Source organism: Roseivivax sp. GX 12232, from assembly GCF_021272185.1.
Taxonomy (GTDB): Bacteria; Pseudomonadota; Alphaproteobacteria; order Rhodobacterales; family Rhodobacteraceae; genus Roseivivax.
Map to the genome: position 1 here is coordinate 719575 of NZ_JAJSEC010000001.1, position 20305 is coordinate 739879.

The window sequence follows — 20305 nt, forward strand, 5'->3', positions numbered from 1 at the left end:
GGCGGGCACGGGTCTTGGATCAGGGTCTTGGAGGGGGGCGGCGGGCACAGGGCTCCGCCGCCCCCCCGGGGGTCGGGCGCGGGGATCAGCTCGCGGCGATGCGCAGAAGCTTGATTGCGGCGAAGTCCGACACGTCGCCGCCGACGCGCTTGGTGGCGTAGAACAGCACATGCGGCTTGGCGCTGAAGGGGTCGCGCAGAACCCGCAGGTCGGGCCGTTCGGCGATCGTGTAGCCGGCGCGGAAGTCCCCGAAGGCGATGGGCGTGGCCCCGGCGGCGATCTCGGGCATGTCCTCGGCGATCACCACCCGGTAACCCAGGAGCCGCGCCGGTTCGGCGCTGGCGAAGCCGTCCGACCAGAGGTGTCGGCCATCGGCGTCCTTGAGCTTGCGCAGCGCGCCCGCGGTCTTGGAGTTCATCACGAAGACCCCGCCCGCGCGGTATTCGGCCCCGAGCGCATAGACCAGCTCGATCAGCGCGTCGCCGTCGCCCACATCCGCCGTGGCGCCGCTCGGCACGGTGCCGATCTGGCCCCAGGCCCAGGCCGCCTCGTCGACCTGCGGATGGGTCAAAAAGCCCGTGGGCTTGTCGATCCCGTCACCCGAGACGAAGGCCGCCGCCTCGGCGCGGGCGAATTTCTCGGCGATCCGCGCGGCGAGCCAGGCCTCCACGTCGAAGGCCGCGTCGTCGAGCAGCCGCTGCGAGGCCTTGGGCATGGCGTTCAGCTCGAAGAGCGGCACCGAGATCCGCTCGATCGTGGGCGTGCCGGTCTCGCTGGTGGCGGCGGTCTCGTTGGCCCAGCCCGCGCCGGCGTCGTTGCGGTCGATCAGCACGTCGTAGGAGCTGGCCTCGACGTTGACGACATTGGCCACCGCGCGGATCGAGCCGCTGGCCGAGAGCACCGCGGCGATGCTGGCCGAGGTCTCGGGGTCGACGAGATAGCCGCCGTCGGAATTGACCTGGGTGGTCATCGCCTTACCCTCGAGGGTCAGGCCGCGCAGGGCCTCCTCCTCGCCGCTGCGCAGATAGGCGGTGAAGGCTTCCTGGTGCGGCGCCCCGGCGGGCGTGGCCCCGGCCAGCGCCGGGCGGGCCGCGCGGATGGCGGATTTTCGATCAAGCATGGTCAGTCGCTCTTCCTGTGTGTCGAGTTTCTCGTAGAGGTCGGCCCGCATCGCGGTGATGTCGCCGATCAGCCCGGCCAGCGCCTGGCCGACCTCGGCCATCGCGCCGCCGTCACCGCCCCGCGGCGCGGTCGCATCCGTGTCGCTCATCCCTTGGCTCCCTTCTGCCCCGGCGCGGCGCTGTCGCCCGCCATCTCGCGACGGAGCCGCCGGAGCGTCTCCGCCAGCTCGCGCCAGGCCGCGGCGCCCGGGCTGTCGCCCTTGCCCGCGACCCGCGCACTGGGAAGCATCGGGAAGGTCACCAGAGAGACCTCCCAAAGCTCCAGTTCGGTCAGGACCCGCTGGCCCCGGTCGTTCTTGGTGGCGCGGAGCGTGCGGTAGCCGATCGACAGCCCGTCGATGGCGCCCGCGCGCACCAGTTCGGCGGCCTCCTCGGCGCGGGCCACCCCGCGCAGGAGCCGGCCTTTCACGCGCAGCCCGGTGGCGTCCTCGGCCACTTCGGACCAGACGCCGATCGGCTGGGCCGGGTCGTGCTGCCAGAGCATCCGCACCGCGCGCCCCTCCTGGGCGAGCCGCTTCAGCGAGGCCGCATAGGCCCCCGGCGCCACCACGTCGCCGCCCTGGTCGCAGGCCCCGAAGCGCGAGGCATAGCCCGCGAGCTCGAGCCCCTCGCCGACCGTGACCGGCGCCTCGAAGCGGCATAATTTATGTTCCAGTTCCATGACTTGCCCTTTCCCCCGCCTCACGGGACCACGCTCAGAAGACCGGCCGCGCCCTGCACCAGGATCGCCGCCACCACGCCGTAGACCGCAAGCCAGAGCCGCCGCTCGAGCCGGGCGATCAGCGCCTCGATCCGGTCGAGCCGCTGGCCAAGCGTGGCGAACTGCAGCTCCGAGAGCCGCTCGTGCGCGGCGAGCTGCAGCCCGGGGGCGCAGTCGAAGCTCTCGGCAGGGCGGCGGGGCGCACTCATGGCTGTGCCTCGCCCTCGCCCTCGGCCAGCGGCGGCAGCCCCAGGAGACGGCGCTTTTCGCCCGCGCTCAGGAAGTCCGCCCCGGCGATCCGCGCCCATTGCTGGTCGCGCTCGGCGGCGAGCGCCGGCACCTGGTCGAGGTCGGGCTTGAGGCTCAGATCGGCGCCGAGATGCGCCGAGAGCCAGGCCCCGAGCCGCGCCCCGACGCGGGTCGCCAGCGGCAGCACGGTCAGCCGGTAGAAGGCGCGATGGGCTTCCTGGTAGTTGGCATAGGTGGCCTCTCCGGGGATCCCGAGGAGCATCGGCGGCACCCCGAAGGCGACCGCGATCTCGCGGGCGGCGGCCTCCTTGGACTTGTGGAACTCCATGTCCGAAGGCGAGAAGCCCATGGGCTTCCAGTCGAGCCCGCCTTCGAGCAGCATCGGCCGCCCGGCGTTGCGCGCGCCCATGTGGTAGGCCTCCATCTCGCCCACCAGCCGGTCGTATTGCTCGGGGCTGAGCGTGCCCGGCCCCTCGCCCCCGGTGTAGACGATCGCCCCCGAGGGTCTGGCGGCATTGTCGAGCAGCCCCTTCGACCAGCGCGAGGCGGCGTTGTGCACGTCGAGCGCCTGGGCCGCGGGCTGCAGGGGCGAGAGCCCGTAGTGGTCGTCCAGTGGGTGGAAGCATTTCAGGTGGCAGATCGCGCCCGCGGGCGCCTCGGCGGGAAAGCGGTGGGTGCGGCCGCCGACGGTGTAATCATAGGCCTCGGGCCAGCCGTCGGGCCCGGGCACCAGCCGCATCCGGTCGGAGCGCAACACGTGCAGCTCGAGCGGCCGGCCGGTGGCGGTCGAGACGACCTCGAGGTAGCCGTCACCGGCGAGGAGGAGCTGGCCGTAGAGCGCCTCGAGAAGCTCCGCCTGCCCCTGGCCGGGGTTCGGCCGGGAAAGCAGCGCCAGGAGCGGGTGGCTCTCGTAGCGCTGGCGGGCATCCTGCAGGACCAGCGGCAGGGCGGCGGCGGCCTCGGCCACCAGCTTCACCGCGCGGAAGCCGATCGGGTTGCCGGCAAAGCCCGTGCGGGTCAGCGAGGCGCTGTCGCGCGGCGACCAGGCGATGCGCCCGGCGCTGGCCTGGGCCAGGATCGGGCCCGTGGCCGAGGCCTTGGTGCCCGGCGCGGATGCTGCGGTCTTGCGGAAGAAGTTGACGCCCATCTGGCCCGGCCCTCGCTGCTCGCCGCCGGGCATGTCCCCGCGGCATGAGAGGCAGGATCGGGGTTGGGCGGTTAACCACGTCTGAGCGGGGCGCGCGGTGGGGGGGTGTGGGGCGCAACGGGGGTGGGGAGTGGAGGGAGTGGGCGCTGGGGCGGGTGGCACATCCTTGGTCGGCGGGCGCATCCAGAACGCTCGCCGGGACGGAGGCCGCGACAGACAGACAACGATAGCGCTTCCTCCCGGCCAAGGTCCTCCCAGCGCAGCCCCTCCTCTCAACAAGCGCCACAGAGGGCGCGCGCCGGACCGGGGGCCGGCGCTGCCGACCTCGGGGCTAAGCACTTTATCCCAGCAAGGTCAGGGCTAGGGGATAGCTATGCGCACCACTCACAAGAGCGCCGGCCCAAGGGGCCGGTCCGGCGCGCGCCCGGCACCTTCGGTGCTATTCGGGCGCAAGGGGGCTTTGGCTGGAACTGGGCAGGCGAGGGGCGGACATTGGGCAGAGCGGCGAGGGATTGAACGCGGGCCTTGGCCTCCTCGAACTGCCGCACGCTTTCGGTGCTGTTCGGGCGCAAGGTGGGGCGTGGCGTGTCGGCGATCAGCGGAGGTCCAAGCCTGTTTCGGCGCAAAAGCCAGAGCGCCAGCCCACACCCCCTCACAACCCCCGCACCCCCGGCACACCCCGCTTCCCCGTCCCGAGGCACAGCTCGCTCAGCGCCCAGACCAGCGCGTCGACCCGGTCGGGCGAGCCCTGCCCCTCGTAACCCGTCGCGGTCATCCGGCACATCTCGTCCTCGAGCGCGCCAAGCCCGCGCAGATGCGCCACCCGGCCCTGTTCGTAGAGCGCCGCCACCGGCTCGGCGCGGGCCACCTTGCCGCGGGAGGCGCGGACCTTGCGCAGGGCGACCTCGGGGTCGATGGCGCGCAAGACCGCCTCGACCATGTCGCCACCCTGGTTGACCTCGGCGACCATGCGCTCGGCCTGCCAGCGGGCCATGGCGCCCAGCGCGGCCTCGGCCCAGCCCTTGGGGCTGACGCCCTGGACGGTGGCATCCTCGAGGACCACCGCCCCGCCACCCCGCGCGAGCCCCGCGACCACGATCCCGCAGGCGTCCGAGGTCCGGTGCCCGGTCGCGGGCGGGTCCACCGCCACCACGACGCGCGCCAGCTCGGGCACCTCGGAGCACCCCGCCGCCGCCAGCATGTCGCGGGTCCAGAGCGCGCCCGGCACATCCTCCAGAAGCGCGCCCTCGAGCTCCTGCCGGCCGAGCCGGGTGCCGGCGTAGCGCGCCTCCATCTCCGCCAGGAAGCTCGCCGCGAGATTGGCGCGGTTGGCCGCGGTCGGCGCATGGCTGACCACCGTCGAGCCCCGCGCCAGAAGCCGCTTCAGCGCAGGGACATTGCGCGGCGTGGTGGTCACGCAGGCCTGCGGCAGCGCGCCGAGCCGCAGCCCGAACTGCAGCATGTCCCAGACTTCCTCGGCCTTGCGCCACTTGGCCAGCTCGTCGGCCCAGGCGGCGTCGAACTGCGGGCCGCGGAGCGCCTCGGGCTCCTGCGCCGAAAAGGCCATGGCCTCGGCGCCGTTCGGCCAGACCAGGCAGCGCCGGGTGGCCTGCCAGACCGGCCGCCGGTCGGGCGGGCAGCAGGCCAGGATGCCGCTGTCGCCGAAGACCATGACCTCGCGCACCTGGTCGAGCGTCTCGCCCAGAAGCGCCAGGCGACGGCACCGCCCGGGATCGCGCGGGCGCGGCCCCTCGACCTGGGTCCGCACCCATTCGGACCCGGCCCGGGTCTTGCCCGCGCCGCGCCCGCCCAGGATCACCCAGCTGCGCCAGTCGCCCGGCGGGGCCAGTTGATGCGGCAGCGCCCAGAGCTCGAAGAGATAGGGCAGCGCGATCTCGGTGCCGGGATCAAGTTCCATCCCCGCCGCCCAGGGCGCAGCCGCAGCGTGGCAGCCGGGCCAGCCGGCAGCGAAGTTCCTCGCGGGCGGCCTCGAGATCGAGCCCCCAGTCGCCGGCGATCCCGGCCTTCTCGCGTTCGATACGGACAAGTTCCGCCTCCGTTTCCCTCAGGGCCCTGAGCCAGTAGCGGCTCTCTTCCAGGAGCTTCTTGCCCTGGCTCTTGTCGTCGCGGCCGATCTCGCCCGCGCGGATCTTTTCCTTGAGATCCCCAAGCGCCAGCCGCAGCTCGGCCAGGGTTTCGAGGAACGCGAGGCGTTCCTCCTCGAGCGCGCTTTCGCGGCCCATGGGGTCGATCAGGCTCATTTTAAGGTCCCTCCGCTCTGCCCCTGCTGTCCGGTGTCCGGGGCCCGCCACGGACCGGCCAGAGGCACGACCCGAGGCGCCCCGGACAGGTCAAGCCTGCGGGCACGCGGGTTCCGGGGCGGTGAGCCCGCCGCGCTTTACCGGATCGAAGGAAAGGTTCTCAGGGCGTCAACGGCCAGATCATCGGGATCATCAACGAGGAGACCACCGCGATCAGGATGTTCATCGGCACGCCCACCTTGAGGAAATCGGTGAACTGATAGCCGCCCGGGCCATAGACCAGCGTGTTGGTCTGGTAGCCGATGGGCGTGGCGAAGGCGCAGGAGGCCGCCACCATGACCGCCACCACCAGCGGCCGGGGGTCGATGCCCAGCGCCTCGGCCAGCGAAATGGCGATCGGCGTCATCACCACCGCCACCGCGTTGTTCGAGACCATCTCGGTCAGGACGCTGGTCAGCGCGAAGACCGCGAGGATCACGAAGACCCCGTCGAGCCCCTGCATCCAGGGTGCGATCCAGCCCGCGATCATGCCCACGGCGCCGGTCTCCTCGAGCGCGGCGCCGATGGCGAGCATGGCAAAGATCAGTGCCAGGAGCTGGCCCTCGACGAATGAAAAGGCCTCGTCGGCGTCGATGCAGCGGGTCAGGAGCACCACCGCGACGGCCACCACGGCCAAGGCCAGGATCGGGGCGACGCCCAGGGCCGCCAGCACCACGATGCCCGCCAGCGCCAGGACCGCGATCGGCGCATGACCACGCCGGAAGGCCCGGGCCGAGGGCTGGGAGACATCGACCAGGGCCATTTCCTCGGCCAGGCGCTTGATGTCGTCGGGCGCGCCTTCAAGCAGCAGCGTGTCACCGACCCGCACCACCAGGTCGTCGAGCTGCCGCCCGATGTTCTGGTTCCGCCGGTGCACCGCCAGCGGGTAGACGCCGAAGCGCCGCCGCAGCCGCAGCGCGCCGAGCGAGCGGCCGACCATCTTGCAGCCCGGGGTGATCAGCACCTCGACCGTGGTGGTCTCGACCGAGGAGACCTGGTCGACGCGCTTCAGCGACTTGTTGCGCTGGAGGCTCAGAAGCTCGGTCATCTGGGTCCGCAGGACCACGCGGTCGCCGACCTCGAGCTCGACCCCCTGCAGGTTGCGGCGCAGCGACTGGTCGCCGCGGATCACGTCGATCAGCCGCACGCCCTCGCGCTTGAAGAGCTGGACGCTCAGCACCTCGCGGCCGACCAGGTTGGAATCGGGTGGGATCACCGCTTCGGTGAAGAACTTCATCCGGCTGCGGTCCTGCAGCATCCCCGCCATGGAGGAGCGCTCGGGCAGGACTAGGGGCCCCATGAAATAGAGGTAGGTGACGCCTACCAGCACCAGCACGATGGCCAGCGGCGTGACCTCGAAGATGGTGAAGGGCTCGAGCCCGCGGCTCCGGGCGACACCGTCGACCAGCAGGTTCGTCGAGGTGCCGATCAGCGTCAGCATGCCCCCGAGGATCGCCGCGTAACTGAGCGGGATCAACAGCTTGGAGGGTGCGAGCCCCAAGGTCCGCGCAAGCTGCACGAAGATCGGCAGCATGACCACGACCACCGGGGTGTTGTTCATCACCGCCGAGGCCGCGACCACCACCACCATGATCGTGAAGAGCGCGAGCTTCGGCCGCTTCTGCGCCTTGTCCTGCGCGTAATTGGTGAAGGCCTCCAGGGCCCCGGTTCGGACCAGAGCCCCCATGACCACGAACATCGCCGCGATGGTCCAGGGCGCGTTGTTCGACAGGACCGAGAGCGCCGCCTCATAGGGCAGCGCGCCCAGCACCAAGAGCACCGCCACCCCGCCGATCGCCACGACCTCGACCGGGTAGAGCTCGGTCACGAAGAGGATCAGCATGCCCAGGATGACGGCCATGGTGATATAGGCCGCGGTGTCCTGGCTGAATTGAAAGATATCCATCTAGGCTCGCAGCTCTTCCCCGCCTGACGTCGCATATTGCAGATGCGGGCAGGCGGCAGCAAGCGTTCGCGGCACCGCAGCGTGCGGGGAGGACGCCAGCGCCCCGGCACTGCTGCCGGACCGAGCGCCGGACAGGGCGCCGGGTCTCAGAACGGCACGTCGTCGGCGGCGCAGACGAAGCGCGAGACGACCTTCTTGGTGCCCGCCTTCTCGAAGTCAACCTCGAGCTTGTCACCCTCGATGCCGACGATGGCGCCATAGCCGAACTTCTGGTGAAAGACCCTTTCGCCCATCACGTAGGACGAGGTCGCGTCGAGGTCGATCACCTGGTGGCGCGCCTCGCGGGGCTGGCTCATCGGGCGCTCGCCCGAGCGCGCCTGCAGCCGCTTCCAGCCGGGGCTGTTGTAGACATCGGCGCGGCTCGCGCGGTCGTGCAGGTCGCTGGCCGAGCGCGCCATGATCTCGGGCGAGGCATGGGCCGCCATACCCGCCGCCCCGTAGCCGCCGCCGTAGAGCCCCGGCGGGGTCAGCACCTCGACATGGGCCTCGGGCAGCTCGTCGATGAAGCGCGAGGGCATCTGGCTTTGCCATTGCCCGAAGACCCGCCGGTTGCCCGCGAAGGAGATCGTGCAGACCTCCTCGGCGCGGGTGATTCCGACATAGGCCAGCCGCCGCTCTTCCTCGAGCCCCTTCAGCCCCTGTTCGTCCATCGAGCGCTGCGAAGGAAAGAGCCCGTCCTCCCAGCCCGGCAGGAAGACCGCCGGGAACTCCAGACCCTTGGCCGCGTGCAGCGTCATGATCGAGACCTTGGCCCCGCCGTCGTCGCTTTCGTTGTCCATGACCAGGCTGACGTGTTCGAGGAACCCCTGCAGGTTCTCGAAGCCCTCGAGCGCCTTGACCAGCTCCTTGAGGTTCTCGAGCCGGCCCGGCGCCTCGGGCGTCTTGTCGTTCTGCCACATGCCGGTGTAGCCCGATTCGTCGAGCACGATCTCGGCCAGCTCCATGTGGCTGATCTCGGGCGGGCCGTAGTCGTAGCGCACCGCCTCGGGCCCGGCCTCGGTGTCGAGCACCGCGTCGGGGTCGGTCTCGACCTGCACCAGCGGGCCGCGCACCATCCGGCCCCAGCGCGCCAGGTCGTCGACCAGCGCCTTGAGCGCGACGCCGCCCTTGCCCTTGATCGCGCCCTCCTCGGCGGCGATGCGCGCGCCCTCCAGAAGGCTCACCCCGTGCGAACGGGCGGTCTGCTGGATGGTCTGCTGCGCCTTGTCGCCCAGCCCGCGCTTGGGCACGTTCACGATGCGCTCGAAGGCCAGGTCGTCGCCGGGCGAGACCACCAGCCGGAAGTAGGCCATGGCGTCGCGGATCTCCATGCGCTCGTAGAAGCGCGGGCCGCCGATCACCCGGTAGGGCAGTCCGATGGTGAGAAAGCGGTCCTCGAAGGCGCGCATCTGGTGCGAGGCCCGCACCAGGATCGCCATGTCATCCAGCGAATAGGGCCGCATCCCGCGGGTGCCGCCCTGCATGGACTCGATCTCATCGCCGACCCAGCGGGCCTCTTCCTCGCCGTCCCAATGGCCGATGAGGCGGACCTTCTCGCCCTCCTGGGCTTCGGTCCAGAGCTCCTTGCCGAGCCGCCCCTCGTTGCCCGCGATCACGCCGCTGGCGGCGGCCAGGATATGCGGGGTGGAGCGGTAGTTCTGCTCGAGCCGCACCACGTGGGCGCCGGGAAAATCCTTCTCGAAGCGCAGGATGTTGCCGACCTCGGCGCCGCGCCAGCCGTAGATCGACTGGTCGTCGTCGCCCACGCAACAGACGTTGCGATGCCCCGAGGCCAGGAGCCGCAGCCAGAGATACTGCGCCACGTTGGTGTCCTGGTATTCGTCCACCAGGATGTAGCGGAACCAGCGCTGGTATTGCGCCAGCACGTCCTCGTGGCGCTGGAAGATCGTGACCATATGCAGAAGCAGGTCGCCGAAATCCACCGCGTTCAGCTCGCGCAGGCGGGCCTGGTATTCGGCATAAAGCGCCGGGCCCTCGTGGTTGAAGGCGCTGGCGTCGGCGGCGGGCACTCGGTCGGGGCCGATGGCGCGGTTCTTCCAGCCGTCGATCACCCCGGCGAGCTGCCGTGCCGGCCAGCGCTTCTCGTCGATGCCGCGCGCCACGATGAGCTGTTTCATCAGCCGCTGCTGGTCGTCGCTGTCGAGAATTGTGAAGTTCGACTTCAGCTCGACCAGCTCGGCGTGGCGCCGCAAAAGCTTCACGCAGATCGCGTGGAAGGTGCCGAGCCAGGGCATGCCCTCGACCGTGTGGCCCAGCATCTTGCCGACCCGGTTCTTCATCTCGCGCGCGGCCTTGTTGGTGAAGGTCACGGCGAGGATCTCGTTCGGGCGGGCGCGCTGGGTGTTCAGAAGATGCACGATGCGCGCGGTCAGCGCCTTGGTCTTGCCGGTGCCGGCCCCGGCCAGCATGAGCACCGGCCCGTCCAGGGTCTCGACCGCCTCGCGCTGCGCGGGGTTCAGCTCGTCCAGATAGGGCGCGCCCCGCGCCTGCATGGCGCGCGCCGACAGCGAGGCGCCCTCGAAGGCGTCCATTTCGTCGAAACTGCTCATGGCGCGAATGTAACCGCGGCGGGCGGCGAAAGAAAGACGGGGTTCACCAATTGTTCACTTCTCGGCGGGTATCACTGTGTCGCGCCGGGCCGGGGCGTGAGGAATGCGCCGGCCCTCCCGCCGCGCGGCCCTTGCTGAGGCCTCGCGGAGCTTGACGACGGATGTTGCCCATGACCGCTTCCGCCGCGCCATCCGCCGCCACCGCAGGTCCTTCGGGGCCCGCGCCGGGCGGCACCGCGCCCCTGACACCCGCCGCATCCGCGGCCGGCCCTGCCGCCGCGCGCCAGGCGCTGCGCCAGCGCGGGGCGCGGCTCCGCCGCCGGCTGACCCGCATCGGCCTCTCGCTGGCCTTCGTCGCCGCCGTCGGCAGCGGCATGACCGCGATCACCGTGCTGGCCCCTGCCCCGGTCATCGACTGGAGCCTGCGCGACGCCATCGTCTCCGACGCCATGCTCTGGCGCCAGCGCCTGCTCGACCAGCTCGAACGGGGCAGCGACACCTTCGCCCGCGCCGCGGTGACCGAGGCCGACGAGGGCTACCTGATGGGCATCCCCAAGGCCTCGAATCTCTACCGGCTGAAGCTCTTCGACGCCGAAGGACGGGTGTTCTGGTCGACCCGCCCGGATCTCGTGGGCGCCACGATCTCCTCGCCCGAACTGCTCGAGGTGCTGGCCGCCGGCGCGGTCTTCTACGAACAGGAGAAGAAGGCCCCCTCCGAGATCGACCAGCACCGCTTCCACATGCTCACCAGCGAGATGGAGCATGGCGCGCATGATCACGACATCGCCGAGATGTATACCCCGGTGATGGAAAACGGGCGCATGGTCGGCGCGATCGAGTTCTACGCCGATCTGACCACCCTGCGCGAGCCGCTGGTCGACAAGGCCCGCGCGGCGCTGGCGCTTCTGACCGTGCTGGTGACCCTGGTCGCCGCCGGGGCGGTGGTGATCAGCGGGCGGCGCAGCAAGGCGCGCTACCTCGCCATGCGCGACCGCGCCGCCGCCGAGAAGACGGGCCTCGAACGGCAGATGCGGCTGGCGCGCGACGTCCAGCTCCTGGGCGAGTTGAACGAATGGCTGCAGTCCTCCGCCTCGCTGGATGAGCTCTTCGAGATGGTCGCGCGCTTCATGACCCATATGCTCCCCGAGGTGGAAGGCTCGGTCTACGTCTATTCCAACAGCCGCGACGTGCTGGACGGCATGGCCGCCTGGAACGGCGGGCGCGCCGCCGACCATATCCGCCCCGACAGCTGCTGGGGCCTGCGCCGCGGCCGCAGCTACGCCTATGGCAGCAGCGAGGTGAACTTCGCCTGCGCCCATGTGCCCGACGTGGACGACCGCGCCTATTACTGCTTCCCGATCCTCGCCCATGGCGAAACCGTGGGCCTCATGCATGTCCGCGCCCGCCCCGAGATCACCAACGCGCGCTTCCGCGAGCTGCGCAAGCTCGCCCAGATGTGCGCCGAACAGATCAGCCTGGCCATCGCCAATGTTCGGATGCGCGACCAGCTGCACGACCAGTCGGTGCGCGACCCGCTGACCGGCCTTTATAACCGCCGCCACCTGACCGAGGCGCTGCGCCGCGCCATCGACGGCGCCGCCCGCAGCATGGGCGCCGCGGCGCTCCTCTCCTTCGACGTGGACCACTTCAAGAAGTTCAACGACACCCACGGCCATGACGCCGGCGACATGGTGCTGCGCGCCGTGGGCTCGGCCATGGACGCACTCGCCGACGGCGACGAGGCCGCCTGCCGCACCGGCGGAGAGGAGTTCATGCTGCTCCTGCCCGAGGCCGACGCCGAGGCCGCCATGGACCGCGCCGAACTGCTGCGCCGCACCGTCGAGGCGGTGACCGTGCGCTATGGCGAAAAGACCCTGCCGCATATCTCGATTTCGGTGGGCGTGGCGGTCTTCCCCGACCACGGGCGCCTGCCCCAGGACCTCATGCGCGCCGCCGACGAAGCGCTCTACGAGGCCAAGCACCGGGGCCGGAACCAGGTGGTCCTCGCCGGCAGCGGCGCGGCCCTCGACGCACCCGGCACGGCGGAAGCGCAACGCCCTGCGCAACCCGTCGCGACCGACACGGCCTCAGGTCAGCTCGCAGCCCTCCGCTCCGCCCCAAGCACTCCCGACGCGGCACCGCAGAAAGCCGGTCCGGCGCCCGAAGCCGCGCTCCGCAAGGCGACCGAGACCGGCGCGGCCCCCGGCGCTTCGCCCCGCAAAACCGCCCAGACCGCCGCCCCGCGCGGCCCCGCAGGCGCCGCCAGGAACGGCCCCGAGGGCCCGCAAAAACCCGCCACACACGGCACTGGTTGAGGTCAGAATAGTTCCACCCTACGATGCTGCGCAGCAGAAAATTGCGGGGTGGACCCAAAATGCCAGACTTCCAAAAAATCCTCATCGCCAACCGCGGCGAGATCGCGATCCGCATCATGCGCGCCGCCAACGAGATGGGCAAACGCACGGTTGCCGTCTTCGCCGAGGAGGACAAGCTGGGTCTGCACCGCTTCAAGGCCGACGAGGCCTATCGCATCGGCGAGGGCCTCGGCCCGGTCCAGGCCTACCTCTCGATCGAAGAGATCATCCGCGTCGCCAAGGAAAGCGGCGCCGACGCGATCCACCCGGGCTACGGCCTCCTCTCCGAGAACCCCGATTTCGTCGACGCCTGCGACGCCGCCGGCATCGTCTTCATCGGCCCCAAGGCCAAGACCATGCGCGCGCTCGGCGACAAGGCCTCGGCCCGCCGCGTCGCCATCGAGGCCGGCGTCCCGGTGATCCCCGCGACCGAGGTCCTGGGCGACGACATGAAGAAGATCCGCGCCGAGGCCGACGAAATCGGCTACCCGCTGATGCTCAAGGCCTCCTGGGGCGGCGGCGGCCGCGGCATGCGCCCGATCCTGTCGGCCGACGAGCTCGAAGACAAGGTCAAGGAAGGCCGCCGCGAGGCCGAGGCCGCCTTCGGCAACGGCGAGGGCTATCTCGAGAAGATGATCACCCGCGCCCGCCACGTCGAGGTGCAGATCCTCGGCGACAGCCAGGGCAACATCTACCACCTCTTCGAGCGCGACTGCTCGGTCCAGCGCCGCAACCAGAAGGTCGTCGAACGCGCCCCCGCGCCCTATCTCTCGGACGCCCAGCGCGAACAGCTCTGCGAGCTCGGCCGCAAGATCTGCGCTCATGTGAACTACGAATGCGCCGGCACTGTCGAATTCCTGATGGATATGGACAGCGGCGAGTTCTACTTCATCGAGGTCAACCCGCGGGTGCAGGTCGAACACACCGTCACCGAAGAGGTGACCGGCATCGACATCGTCCAGGCGCAGATCATGATCGCCGAGGGCAAGAGCCTGGCCGAGGCCACCGGCAAGGCCAGCCAATACGACATCGCGCTGAACGGCCATGCGCTGCAGACCCGGATCACCACCGAGGATCCGACCAACAACTTCATCCCCGACTACGGCCGCATCTCTGCCTATCGCTCGGCCACCGGCATGGGCATCCGGCTCGACGGCGGCACCGCCTATGCCGGCGGCGTCATCACCCGCTACTACGATTCGCTCCTGGTGAAGGTCACCGCCTGGGCCGCCACGCCCGAGAAGGCCATCGCCCGGATGGACCGCGCGCTGCGCGAATTCCGCATCCGCGGCGTCTCGACCAACATCGAGTTCGTCGAGAACCTGTTGCGCCACCCGACCTTCCTGTCGAACCGCTACACCACCAAGTTCATCGACGAGACGGCGGACCTGTTCGACTTCAAGCCGCGCAAGGACCGCGGCACCAAGGTGCTGACCTATATCGCCGACATCACGGTGAACGGTCACCCCGAGACCGAGGGCCGCCGCAAGCCCGCCGCCGACCTGCGCCCGGCGAAACCGCCCAAACCCCTGACCGAGACGCCCGCCAAGGGCACCCGCAACCTCCTCGAGGAGAAGGGCCCGCAGGCGGTCGCCGACTGGATGGCCGCGCAGAAGCAGCTCCTGATCACCGACACCACCATGCGCGACGGCCACCAGTCGCTCCTGGCCACGCGCATGCGCTCGATCGACATGATCAAGGTGGCGCCGAGCTATGCCGCCAACCTGCCGCAGCTCTTCTCGGTCGAATGCTGGGGCGGGGCGACCTTCGACGTGGCCTACCGCTTCCTGCAGGAATGCCCCTGGCAGCGGCTGCGCGACATCCGCGCCAAGATGCCCAACGTGATGACCCAGATGCTGCTGCGCGCCTCGAACGGCGTGGGCTACACGAACTACCCCGACAACGTGGTCGAGGGCTTCGTGAAGCAGGCCGCGACCTCGGGCGTCGACGTCTTCCGGGTCTTCGACAGCCTGAACTGGGTCGAGAACATGCGCGTCGCCATGGACGCCGTGATCGAGAGCGGCAAGCTCTGCGAAGGCACGATCTGCTACACCGGCGACATCAACGACCCCGACCGGGCGAAATACGACCTCAAGTATTACGTCGCCATGGGCAAGGAGCTGAAAGCCGCCGGCGCCCATGTGCTGGGCCTGAAGGACATGGCGGGGCTGCTGAAACCCGCCGCCGCCGGCCCGCTGATCCGCGCCCTCAAGGAGGAGGTCGGCCTGCCGATCCACTTCCACACCCATGACACCTCGGGCGCCGCCATCGCCACGGTCATGGCCGCCGCCGAGGCCGGCGTCGACGCGGTGGATGCCGCCATGGACGCGCTCTCGGGCAATACCTCGCAGCCGACCCTGGGCTCGATCGTCGAGGCCACGCGCTTCACCCCGCGCGAGACCGGGCTCGACATCAAGTCGATCCGCGCGATCTCGGACTACTGGGAGGTGGTGCGCGCGCAATATGCGGCCTTCGAATCGGCCATGCAGTCGCCCGCCTCCGAGGTCTACCTGCACGAGATGCCGGGCGGCCAGTTCACCAACCTGCGCGCCCAGGCGCGCTCCATGGGGCTCGAGGAACGCTGGCCCGAGGTGGCGCGCACCTATGCCGAGGTGAACCAGATGTTCGGCGACATCGTGAAGGTCACGCCGTCGTCGAAGGTGGTGGGCGACATGGCGCTGATGATGGTCAGCCAGGGCATCACCCGCGAGGAGGTCGAGGACCCCAAGAAGGACATCTCCTTTCCCGATTCGGTCATCGACATGATGAAGGGCAACCTCGGCCAGCCCCCCGGCGGCTGGCCCAAGGGGCTGCAGAAGAAGGTGCTCAAGGGCGAGAAGCCGCTCAGCGACCGGCCCGGCAAGCACCTCAAGCCCGTCGACATCGAGGCCGCACGCGCCGAGCTGGCCGGCAAGTTCGAGGACGTGGAGTTCGACGACGAGGACCTGAACGGCTACCTGATGTATCCCAAGGTCTTCACCGATTACATCACGCGCCACCAGCAGTACGGCCCGGTGCGCACCCTGCCGACCAAGACCTTCTTCTACGGCATGGAACCCGGCGAGGAGATCACCGCCGAGATCGACCCGGGCAAGACGCTCGAGATCCGGCTGATCACCGTGGGCGAGACCCAGGAAAACGGCGAGGCCCGCGTCTTCTTCGAGCTGAACGGCCAGCCGCGCTCGGTCCGGGTGCCGGACCGCAAGGCCACCGGCGGCAAGGCCGCGGCGCTCAAGGCCGAGATGGGCAACGCCGATCATGTCGGCGCGCCGATGCCGGGCGTCGTGGCCTCGGTCGCGGTGGAGCCGGGCAAATCGGTGAAACAGGGCGATCTTCTGCTCACCATCGAGGCGATGAAGATGGAGACCGGCCTGCACGCCGAGCGCGACGCCAAGGTGAAGGCGGTGCACGCCAAGCCCGGCGCCCAGATCGACGCCAAGGACCTGCTGGTCGAATACGAATGAGCAGCGGGGCCCCGCGCCGCCGCCTCGCCCTGGTCTCGGTCCTGGTGCCGGACTACGCGGCGGGGCTGGCGTTCTTCGTCGACACGCTCGGTTTCGAGTGCCGCGAGGACAGCGACCTGGGCGGCGGCAAGCGCTGGGTCCGGGTCGCCCCCGAGGGCGCCGAGACCGAGTTCCTCCTGGCCGAGGCCAAGGAAGACCAGCGCGCCGCCATCGGCGCCCAGGGCGGCGGGCGCGTCTGGCTGTTCCTCGCGACCGACGATTTCGACCGCGATCACGCGCTTTTCACCCGCCGCGGGGTGGTCTTCGAAGAGGCGCCCCGCCATGCCCCCTACGGCAAGGTCGCGGTCTTCCGCGACCCTTTCGGCAACCGCTGGGATCTGATCGAATACGCCCAGGGTTAGGGCCCGGAACCCCCGCGGCCCCGACGGCACGCGCCCCAGGGCGCCCGACATCCGCCCCAGCAAGGGAAGGCACCCCATGAGCAAGCTCACACTCTCCGCCGCCGATCTGGTCGCCGAGGCGCGCAGCCAGATCGCCGAGATCCCCACCGAGGAGGCGCTGTCGCTCGCCGAGGCCGAGGATGTGGTGATCGTCGACATCCGCGACGTGCGCGAACGCGCCAAGACCGGCTACATCCCCGGCTCGGTGCATGCCCCGCGCGGCATGCTCGAGTTCTGGGTCGACCCCGACAGCCCCTATTTCCGCGAGGTCTTCGGCCAGGAGGAGAAGCGCTACGTCTTCCACTGCGCCTCGGGCTGGCGCTCGGCGCTGGCGGTCTTCCAGCTGCAGAAGATGGGCTTCGAGGCCGCGCATCTGCGCGACGGCTTCAACGACTGGGTGGCCAAGGGCGGCCCGGTGACCGGCCCCGAAGCCCAGAAGGGCTGAGGGGGAAATTTCCTGCCGCCGCGCGAAATTTTCCCCTTGCAGCCCGCGCGGCGATTTTTTACATCCGCGTCACTCGATTGGTAAGCGGGCGTAGCTCAGGGGTAGAGCATTACCTTGCCAAGGTAAGGGTCGGGCGTTCGAATCGCCTCGCCCGCTCCAAATCGAGCCAGACGATGGATATGCGGGCGTAGCTCAGGGGTAGAGCATTACCTTGCCAAGGTAAGGGTCGGGCGTTCGAATCGCCTCGCCCGCTCCATCGGTCTTCTTCTCTTCGGAAAGTTTCAGAATCTGCGCCGAGCGCCGTCGCGCGCCGCCGCGTTGGATCGCAACAAACTGCGCCCCGCCCGACGACATCAGCCCCGCGACGCCAAGCCCCTGCCCCGCTCAGAACGCCTTGAAGGTCAACGTCGTCAGCGACCGCTCGATCCCCGGGATCACAAGCAGGTTCTCGTTGATGAACTTCCCGATGTCCTGGTCCTCGGGCACATAGAGCTTCAGCAGCAGGTCGTATTCCCCGGAGGTCGAATAGAGCTCCGAATGCAGCTCGCGCAGGGCGATCTCCTCGGCGACCTCGTAGGTCTTGCCCGGCGTGCAGCGGATCTGGATGAAGACACAGGCGCTCATGGCACTCTCCCTTAAGCTCGGGCGCCAAGCTGGCACGGAAGTCACGGGCGCACAATGCCCCCGCGAACCGCCCCTTTTACTTCGCCGGACCGAGACCTATAACCCGCCCCGAACGCAGGAAGGACGCCCAGGATGCGCAAGGCCGAGATCACCCGAAAGACCGCCGAGACCGAGATCTCGGTCACGCTGGAGCTCGACGGCAGCGGCACTTTCGACAACCAGACCGGCGTCGGCTTCTTCGACCACATGCTCGACCAGCTCGCGCGTCATGCGCTTTTCGACATGACGGTGCGCTGCGACGGCGACCGCCATGTCGACGACCACCACAGCGTCGAGGACACCGGCATCGCCATCGGCCAGGCGCTGGCCAAGGCCATCGGCGACAAGCGCGGCATCCGCCGCTATGGCTCGTGCCTCTTGCCCATGGACGACGCGCTGGTGCGCGCCGCGCTCGACCTCTCGGGCCGGCCCTACCTGGTCTGGAACGTCGCGCTGCCCTCCGAGAAGATCGGCAGTTTCGACACCGAGCTGGTGCGCGAGTTCTTCCAGGCGCTGGCCACCCATGGCGGCATCACCCTGAACGTCGAGGCGCTCTCGGGGCTGAACAGCCACCACATCACCGAGGCCGCCTTCAAGGCCGTCGCCCGCGCCCTGCGCGAGGCGGTCGAGCCCGACCCCCGCACATCCGACGCCATCCCATCGACGAAGGGCTCGCTCTGACCATGCTCACCGCGATCATCGACTACGAAAGCGGCAACCTGCACTCTGCCGACAAGGCTTTCCGCAACATGGCCCGCGAGCATGACGCCGGCGAGGTCGTGGTGACCTCCGAGGCCGAGATGGTCGCCCGCGCCGACCGCATCGTGCTGCCCGGCGACGGCGCCTTCCCGGCCTGCGCCGCGGCGCTGCGCGGCAAGGGCGGCGTCTACGAGGCGCTGCTCGAGGCGGTCGAGACCAAGGGCCGGCCCTTCATGGGCATCTGCGTCGGCATGCAGCTCATGGCCCGCAAGGGCCACGAATACGAAGAGGCCGAGGGCCTGGGCTGGGTCGACGGCGAGGTCCTGAAGATCACCCCCTCGGACCCGGCGCTGAAGGTGCCGCACATGGGCTGGAACGACCTGGTGATCGACCAGCCGCACCCGGTGCTCGAGGGCGTGCAGACCGGCGATCACGCCTATTTCGTGCATTCCTACCAGATCCGCATGGCCGATGCGGCGCAGCGGCTTTCCTACGTCGACTACGGCGAGGAGGTCACCGCGGTGGTGGGCTCGGAGAACCGCATCGGGCTGCAGTTCCACCCCGAGAAAAGCGCCGCCACCGGTCTGCGGATGATCGCGAACTTCCTGAAGTGGGCGCCCTGAGCGGGATCTGAGCCGGGCGCGGCGGGCAGGATTGGGCGTGGACCTAACGCCCGGCACGCCCACGCCTGACGCCCGGACCTAAAGCGCGACGGCCACCGCTCTGCCACGGTGCAGCGCCCGAGACCTACGGGCCCCAGCGTCCCAGCCACAGGCGCCTCAGCGCCCCACTCCCACCACTAAACAAAAAAAGGCCGGGCACCCGCCCGGCCTTTCTCGCATCACGACGCCGGCCCCGGCGCCCCGGGGCCCGCGATCAGTTCACCCGGCTCCAGGTCTGGCTCGAGCAGATCAGCCCGCCCGCGACGCAGCCCTGCAGCTTCAGCTTATTGCCGTTGAGCTGCATCTTGCCGAGGTAGATCTTGTCGTTCGACGGCCGCCAGACGCGGCCCTCGTATTTGCCGCCCCCCTGCGGGACCATGTTGCGCACCAGCGCCTTGCCCTTGTTGGGCGAGTCGTATTCGCCCTCGGCGTTGAAGGTGCGGTCGATGGTGCCGCAGATCTTGCCGCCGTTGCAGCTCACCAGGCCGATATGGGCATAAGACCCGTCGTCGACCTCGGTCTTCCAGGTGCCGAGGATCGGATCGGCGAAGGCCGCGGTGGCGCTCAGGGCCAGGCCCGCCAGGGCCATCAGGACAGGCTTCATGACTTTCCTCCCAAAAAGTTCATCGCCCGCAGCCTGACGCGCTTTGCCCGCGCCGATCAAGGTTGACGCAAGGTCGCGTTGCATGTGCCGTCCCGTCATGCCATCTGGCCTGCGACCCGAGAGCCTTGGAAGCACCGCCATGATCCTTTTCCCCGCCATCGACCTCAAGGACGGCCAAGCCGTGCGCCTCCTGCGCGGCGACATGGAGAAATCCACCGTCTTCAACGACGATCCCGCCGACCAGGCACGGGCCTTCGTCGCGGCGGGCTGCGACTGGCTGCATCTCGTCGACCTGAACGGCGCCTTCGCGGGCACGCCGGTCAATGCCGCCGCGGTCGAGGCGATCCTCGCCGCCTGCCCGGACACGCCGGCGCAGCTCGGCGGCGGCATCCGCGACATGGCGACCATCGAGACCTGGCTCGACAAGGGGCTGGCGCGGGTGATCCTCGGCACCGTGGCGGTCGAACAGCCCGATCTCGTGCGCGAGGCCGCGCGCGCCTTCCCGGGCCAGGTGGCCGTGGGCATCGACGCCCGCGACGGCCGCGTCGCCACCAAGGGCTGGGCCGAGACCACCGATGTCGACGCCACCGATCTGGCCCGCAGCTTCGAGGACGCGGGCGTCGCGGCGATCATCTACACCGACATCAACCGCGACGGCGCCATGGGCGGGCCCAACACCGCCGCGACCGAGGCCCTGGCCCGCGCGGTCTCGATCCCGGTCATCGCCTCGGGCGGGGTCTCCTCGCTCGAGGACCTGACGCGGCTGCGCGACACCGGGGTGATCGCCGGGGCGATCTCGGGCCGGGCGCTCTACGACGGGGCGCTCGACCTCTCGGCGGCGCTGGCCGCGCTCAAGGCCTGAGCCGCGCCCCACCGCGCGCC

General features: G+C 69.8%; 17 protein-coding genes and 2 tRNA genes. 9 read left to right on the forward strand and 10 right to left on the reverse strand.

The genetic code is table 11. From position 1 onward, the window contains the following. Positions 1-85: 85 nt before the first annotated feature. From LR948_RS03305 to LR948_RS03340, 8 genes are all read right to left on the reverse strand, one after another. Positions 86-1270: a phage major capsid protein gene (locus LR948_RS03305; RefSeq protein WP_232752495.1), complete on the reverse strand. Its 1185-nt coding sequence runs from the start codon at positions 1268-1270 to the stop codon at positions 86-88. Further along, positions 1267-1842: an HK97 family phage prohead protease gene (locus tag LR948_RS03310; RefSeq protein WP_232752496.1), complete on the reverse strand. Its 576-nt coding sequence runs from the start codon at positions 1840-1842 to the stop codon at positions 1267-1269. Before LR948_RS03310 ends, LR948_RS03305 begins: the two co-directional genes overlap by 4 nt. A 20-nt stretch (positions 1843-1862) precedes the next feature. Next, complete coding sequence (locus LR948_RS03315) at positions 1863-2090, reverse strand: hypothetical protein (protein WP_232752497.1); 228 nt, start codon at positions 2088-2090, stop codon at positions 1863-1865. Beyond that, complete coding sequence (locus LR948_RS03320) at positions 2087-3277, reverse strand: phage portal protein (RefSeq protein WP_232752498.1); 1191 nt, start codon at positions 3275-3277, stop codon at positions 2087-2089. The genes LR948_RS03315 and LR948_RS03320 overlap by 4 nt, the downstream gene beginning before the upstream one ends. A gap of 652 nt (positions 3278-3929) precedes the next feature. Then, a complete protein-coding gene (locus LR948_RS03325) occupies positions 3930-5195 on the reverse strand; it encodes a DNA-packaging protein (protein WP_232752499.1) in 1266 nt (421 codons plus the stop codon). Further along, positions 5185-5538 (reverse strand): hypothetical protein, encoded by a 354-nt coding sequence (locus tag LR948_RS03330; RefSeq protein ID WP_232752500.1) that lies wholly within the window; start codon positions 5536-5538, stop codon positions 5185-5187. The genes LR948_RS03325 and LR948_RS03330 overlap by 11 nt, the downstream gene beginning before the upstream one ends. Positions 5539-5698: 160 nt before the next feature. Beyond that, positions 5699-7483 (reverse strand): SLC13 family permease, encoded by a 1785-nt coding sequence (locus tag LR948_RS03335; RefSeq protein WP_232752501.1) that lies wholly within the window; start codon positions 7481-7483, stop codon positions 5699-5701. A gap of 146 nt (positions 7484-7629) precedes the next feature. Then, the gene (locus LR948_RS03340) at positions 7630-10092 is read right to left on the reverse strand and encodes an ATP-dependent helicase (RefSeq protein ID WP_232752502.1); all 2463 of its coding nucleotides are present in this window, start codon (positions 10090-10092) and stop codon (positions 7630-7632) included. Between the two features lie 170 nt (positions 10093-10262). On the opposite strand from LR948_RS03340, the gene LR948_RS03345 reads away from it, so the two are divergent. The 6 genes from LR948_RS03345 (at position 10263) to LR948_RS03370 (ending at position 17051) form a co-directional block, all read left to right on the forward strand. Next, positions 10263-12407, forward strand: a complete 2145-nt coding sequence (locus LR948_RS03345) for a diguanylate cyclase (RefSeq protein ID WP_232752503.1) — start codon at positions 10263-10265, stop codon at positions 12405-12407. Between the two features lie 59 nt (positions 12408-12466). Further along, entirely contained in the window at positions 12467-15910 is a 3444-nt protein-coding gene (locus LR948_RS03350; RefSeq protein ID WP_232752504.1) for a pyruvate carboxylase, read from the forward strand. Next, a complete protein-coding gene (locus tag LR948_RS03355; RefSeq protein ID WP_232752505.1) occupies positions 15907-16311 on the forward strand; it encodes a VOC family protein in 405 nt (134 codons plus the stop codon). Before LR948_RS03350 ends, LR948_RS03355 begins: the two co-directional genes overlap by 4 nt. A gap of 76 nt (positions 16312-16387) precedes the next feature. Beyond that, on the forward strand, positions 16388-16795 hold the full coding sequence (locus tag LR948_RS03360; RefSeq protein WP_232752506.1) for a rhodanese-like domain-containing protein: 408 nt from the start codon (positions 16388-16390) through the stop codon (positions 16793-16795). An 84-nt stretch (positions 16796-16879) separates the two neighbouring features. Then, a tRNA-Gly gene (locus tag LR948_RS03365) sits at positions 16880-16954 on the forward strand. A gap of 22 nt (positions 16955-16976) precedes the next feature. Continuing rightward, positions 16977-17051 (forward strand) — tRNA-Gly (locus LR948_RS03370). 128 nt (positions 17052-17179) lie between these two features. Here LR948_RS03370 and LR948_RS03375 read toward each other — a convergent pair. Continuing rightward, a complete protein-coding gene (locus LR948_RS03375; protein WP_232752507.1) occupies positions 17180-17419 on the reverse strand; it encodes an Lrp/AsnC ligand binding domain-containing protein in 240 nt (79 codons plus the stop codon). Between the two features lie 132 nt (positions 17420-17551). Between LR948_RS03375 and hisB the strand changes: the two genes are divergently transcribed. Continuing rightward, positions 17552-18139 carry an imidazoleglycerol-phosphate dehydratase HisB gene (gene hisB, locus LR948_RS03380; RefSeq protein WP_232752508.1) on the forward strand — a complete coding sequence of 196 codons (588 nt, stop codon included), beginning with the start codon at positions 17552-17554 and terminating at the stop codon, positions 18137-18139. A gap of 2 nt (positions 18140-18141) precedes the next feature. Further along, the gene (gene hisH, locus LR948_RS03385) at positions 18142-18780 is read left to right on the forward strand and encodes an imidazole glycerol phosphate synthase subunit HisH (RefSeq protein WP_232752509.1); all 639 of its coding nucleotides are present in this window, start codon (positions 18142-18144) and stop codon (positions 18778-18780) included. A gap of 253 nt (positions 18781-19033) precedes the next feature. Here the strand turns inward: hisH and LR948_RS03390 are convergent, their stop codons facing one another. After that, complete coding sequence (locus tag LR948_RS03390) at positions 19034-19423, reverse strand: DUF2147 domain-containing protein (protein ID WP_232752510.1); 390 nt, start codon at positions 19421-19423, stop codon at positions 19034-19036. Between the two features lie 139 nt (positions 19424-19562). On the opposite strand from LR948_RS03390, the gene hisA reads away from it, so the two are divergent. After that, on the forward strand, positions 19563-20285 hold the full coding sequence (gene hisA / locus LR948_RS03395) for a 1-(5-phosphoribosyl)-5-[(5-phosphoribosylamino)methylideneamino]imidazole-4-carboxamide isomerase (RefSeq protein ID WP_232752511.1): 723 nt from the start codon (positions 19563-19565) through the stop codon (positions 20283-20285). Positions 20286-20305: the final 20 nt, after the last annotated feature.

Coding starts and splice junctions, on each gene's coding strand:
- hisB (WP_232752508.1), top strand. CDS start 17,552: ATGCGCAAGGCCGAGATCACCCGAAAGACCGCCGAGACCGAGATCTCG.
- LR948_RS03325 (WP_232752499.1), bottom strand. CDS start 5,195: ATGGAACTTGATCCCGGCACCGAGATCGCGCTGCCCTATCTCTTCGAG.
- LR948_RS03335 (WP_232752501.1), bottom strand. CDS start 7,483: ATGGATATCTTTCAATTCAGCCAGGACACCGCGGCCTATATCACCATG.
- hisH (WP_232752509.1), top strand. CDS start 18,142: ATGCTCACCGCGATCATCGACTACGAAAGCGGCAACCTGCACTCTGCC.
- LR948_RS03350 (WP_232752504.1), top strand. CDS start 12,467: ATGCCAGACTTCCAAAAAATCCTCATCGCCAACCGCGGCGAGATCGCG.
- LR948_RS03305 (WP_232752495.1), bottom strand. CDS start 1,270: ATGAGCGACACGGATGCGACCGCGCCGCGGGGCGGTGACGGCGGCGCG.
- hisA (WP_232752511.1), top strand. CDS start 19,563: ATGATCCTTTTCCCCGCCATCGACCTCAAGGACGGCCAAGCCGTGCGC.
- LR948_RS03320 (WP_232752498.1), bottom strand. CDS start 3,277: ATGGGCGTCAACTTCTTCCGCAAGACCGCAGCATCCGCGCCGGGCACC.
- LR948_RS03390 (WP_232752510.1), bottom strand. CDS start 19,423: ATGAAGCCTGTCCTGATGGCCCTGGCGGGCCTGGCCCTGAGCGCCACC.
- LR948_RS03360 (WP_232752506.1), top strand. CDS start 16,388: ATGAGCAAGCTCACACTCTCCGCCGCCGATCTGGTCGCCGAGGCGCGC.
- LR948_RS03330 (WP_232752500.1), bottom strand. CDS start 5,538: ATGAGCCTGATCGACCCCATGGGCCGCGAAAGCGCGCTCGAGGAGGAA.
- LR948_RS03375 (WP_232752507.1), bottom strand. CDS start 17,419: ATGAGCGCCTGTGTCTTCATCCAGATCCGCTGCACGCCGGGCAAGACC.
- LR948_RS03340 (WP_232752502.1), bottom strand. CDS start 10,092: ATGAGCAGTTTCGACGAAATGGACGCCTTCGAGGGCGCCTCGCTGTCG.
- LR948_RS03345 (WP_232752503.1), top strand. CDS start 10,263: ATGACCGCTTCCGCCGCGCCATCCGCCGCCACCGCAGGTCCTTCGGGG.
- LR948_RS03310 (WP_232752496.1), bottom strand. CDS start 1,842: ATGGAACTGGAACATAAATTATGCCGCTTCGAGGCGCCGGTCACGGTC.
- LR948_RS03355 (WP_232752505.1), top strand. CDS start 15,907: ATGAGCAGCGGGGCCCCGCGCCGCCGCCTCGCCCTGGTCTCGGTCCTG.
- LR948_RS03315 (WP_232752497.1), bottom strand. CDS start 2,090: ATGAGTGCGCCCCGCCGCCCTGCCGAGAGCTTCGACTGCGCCCCCGGG.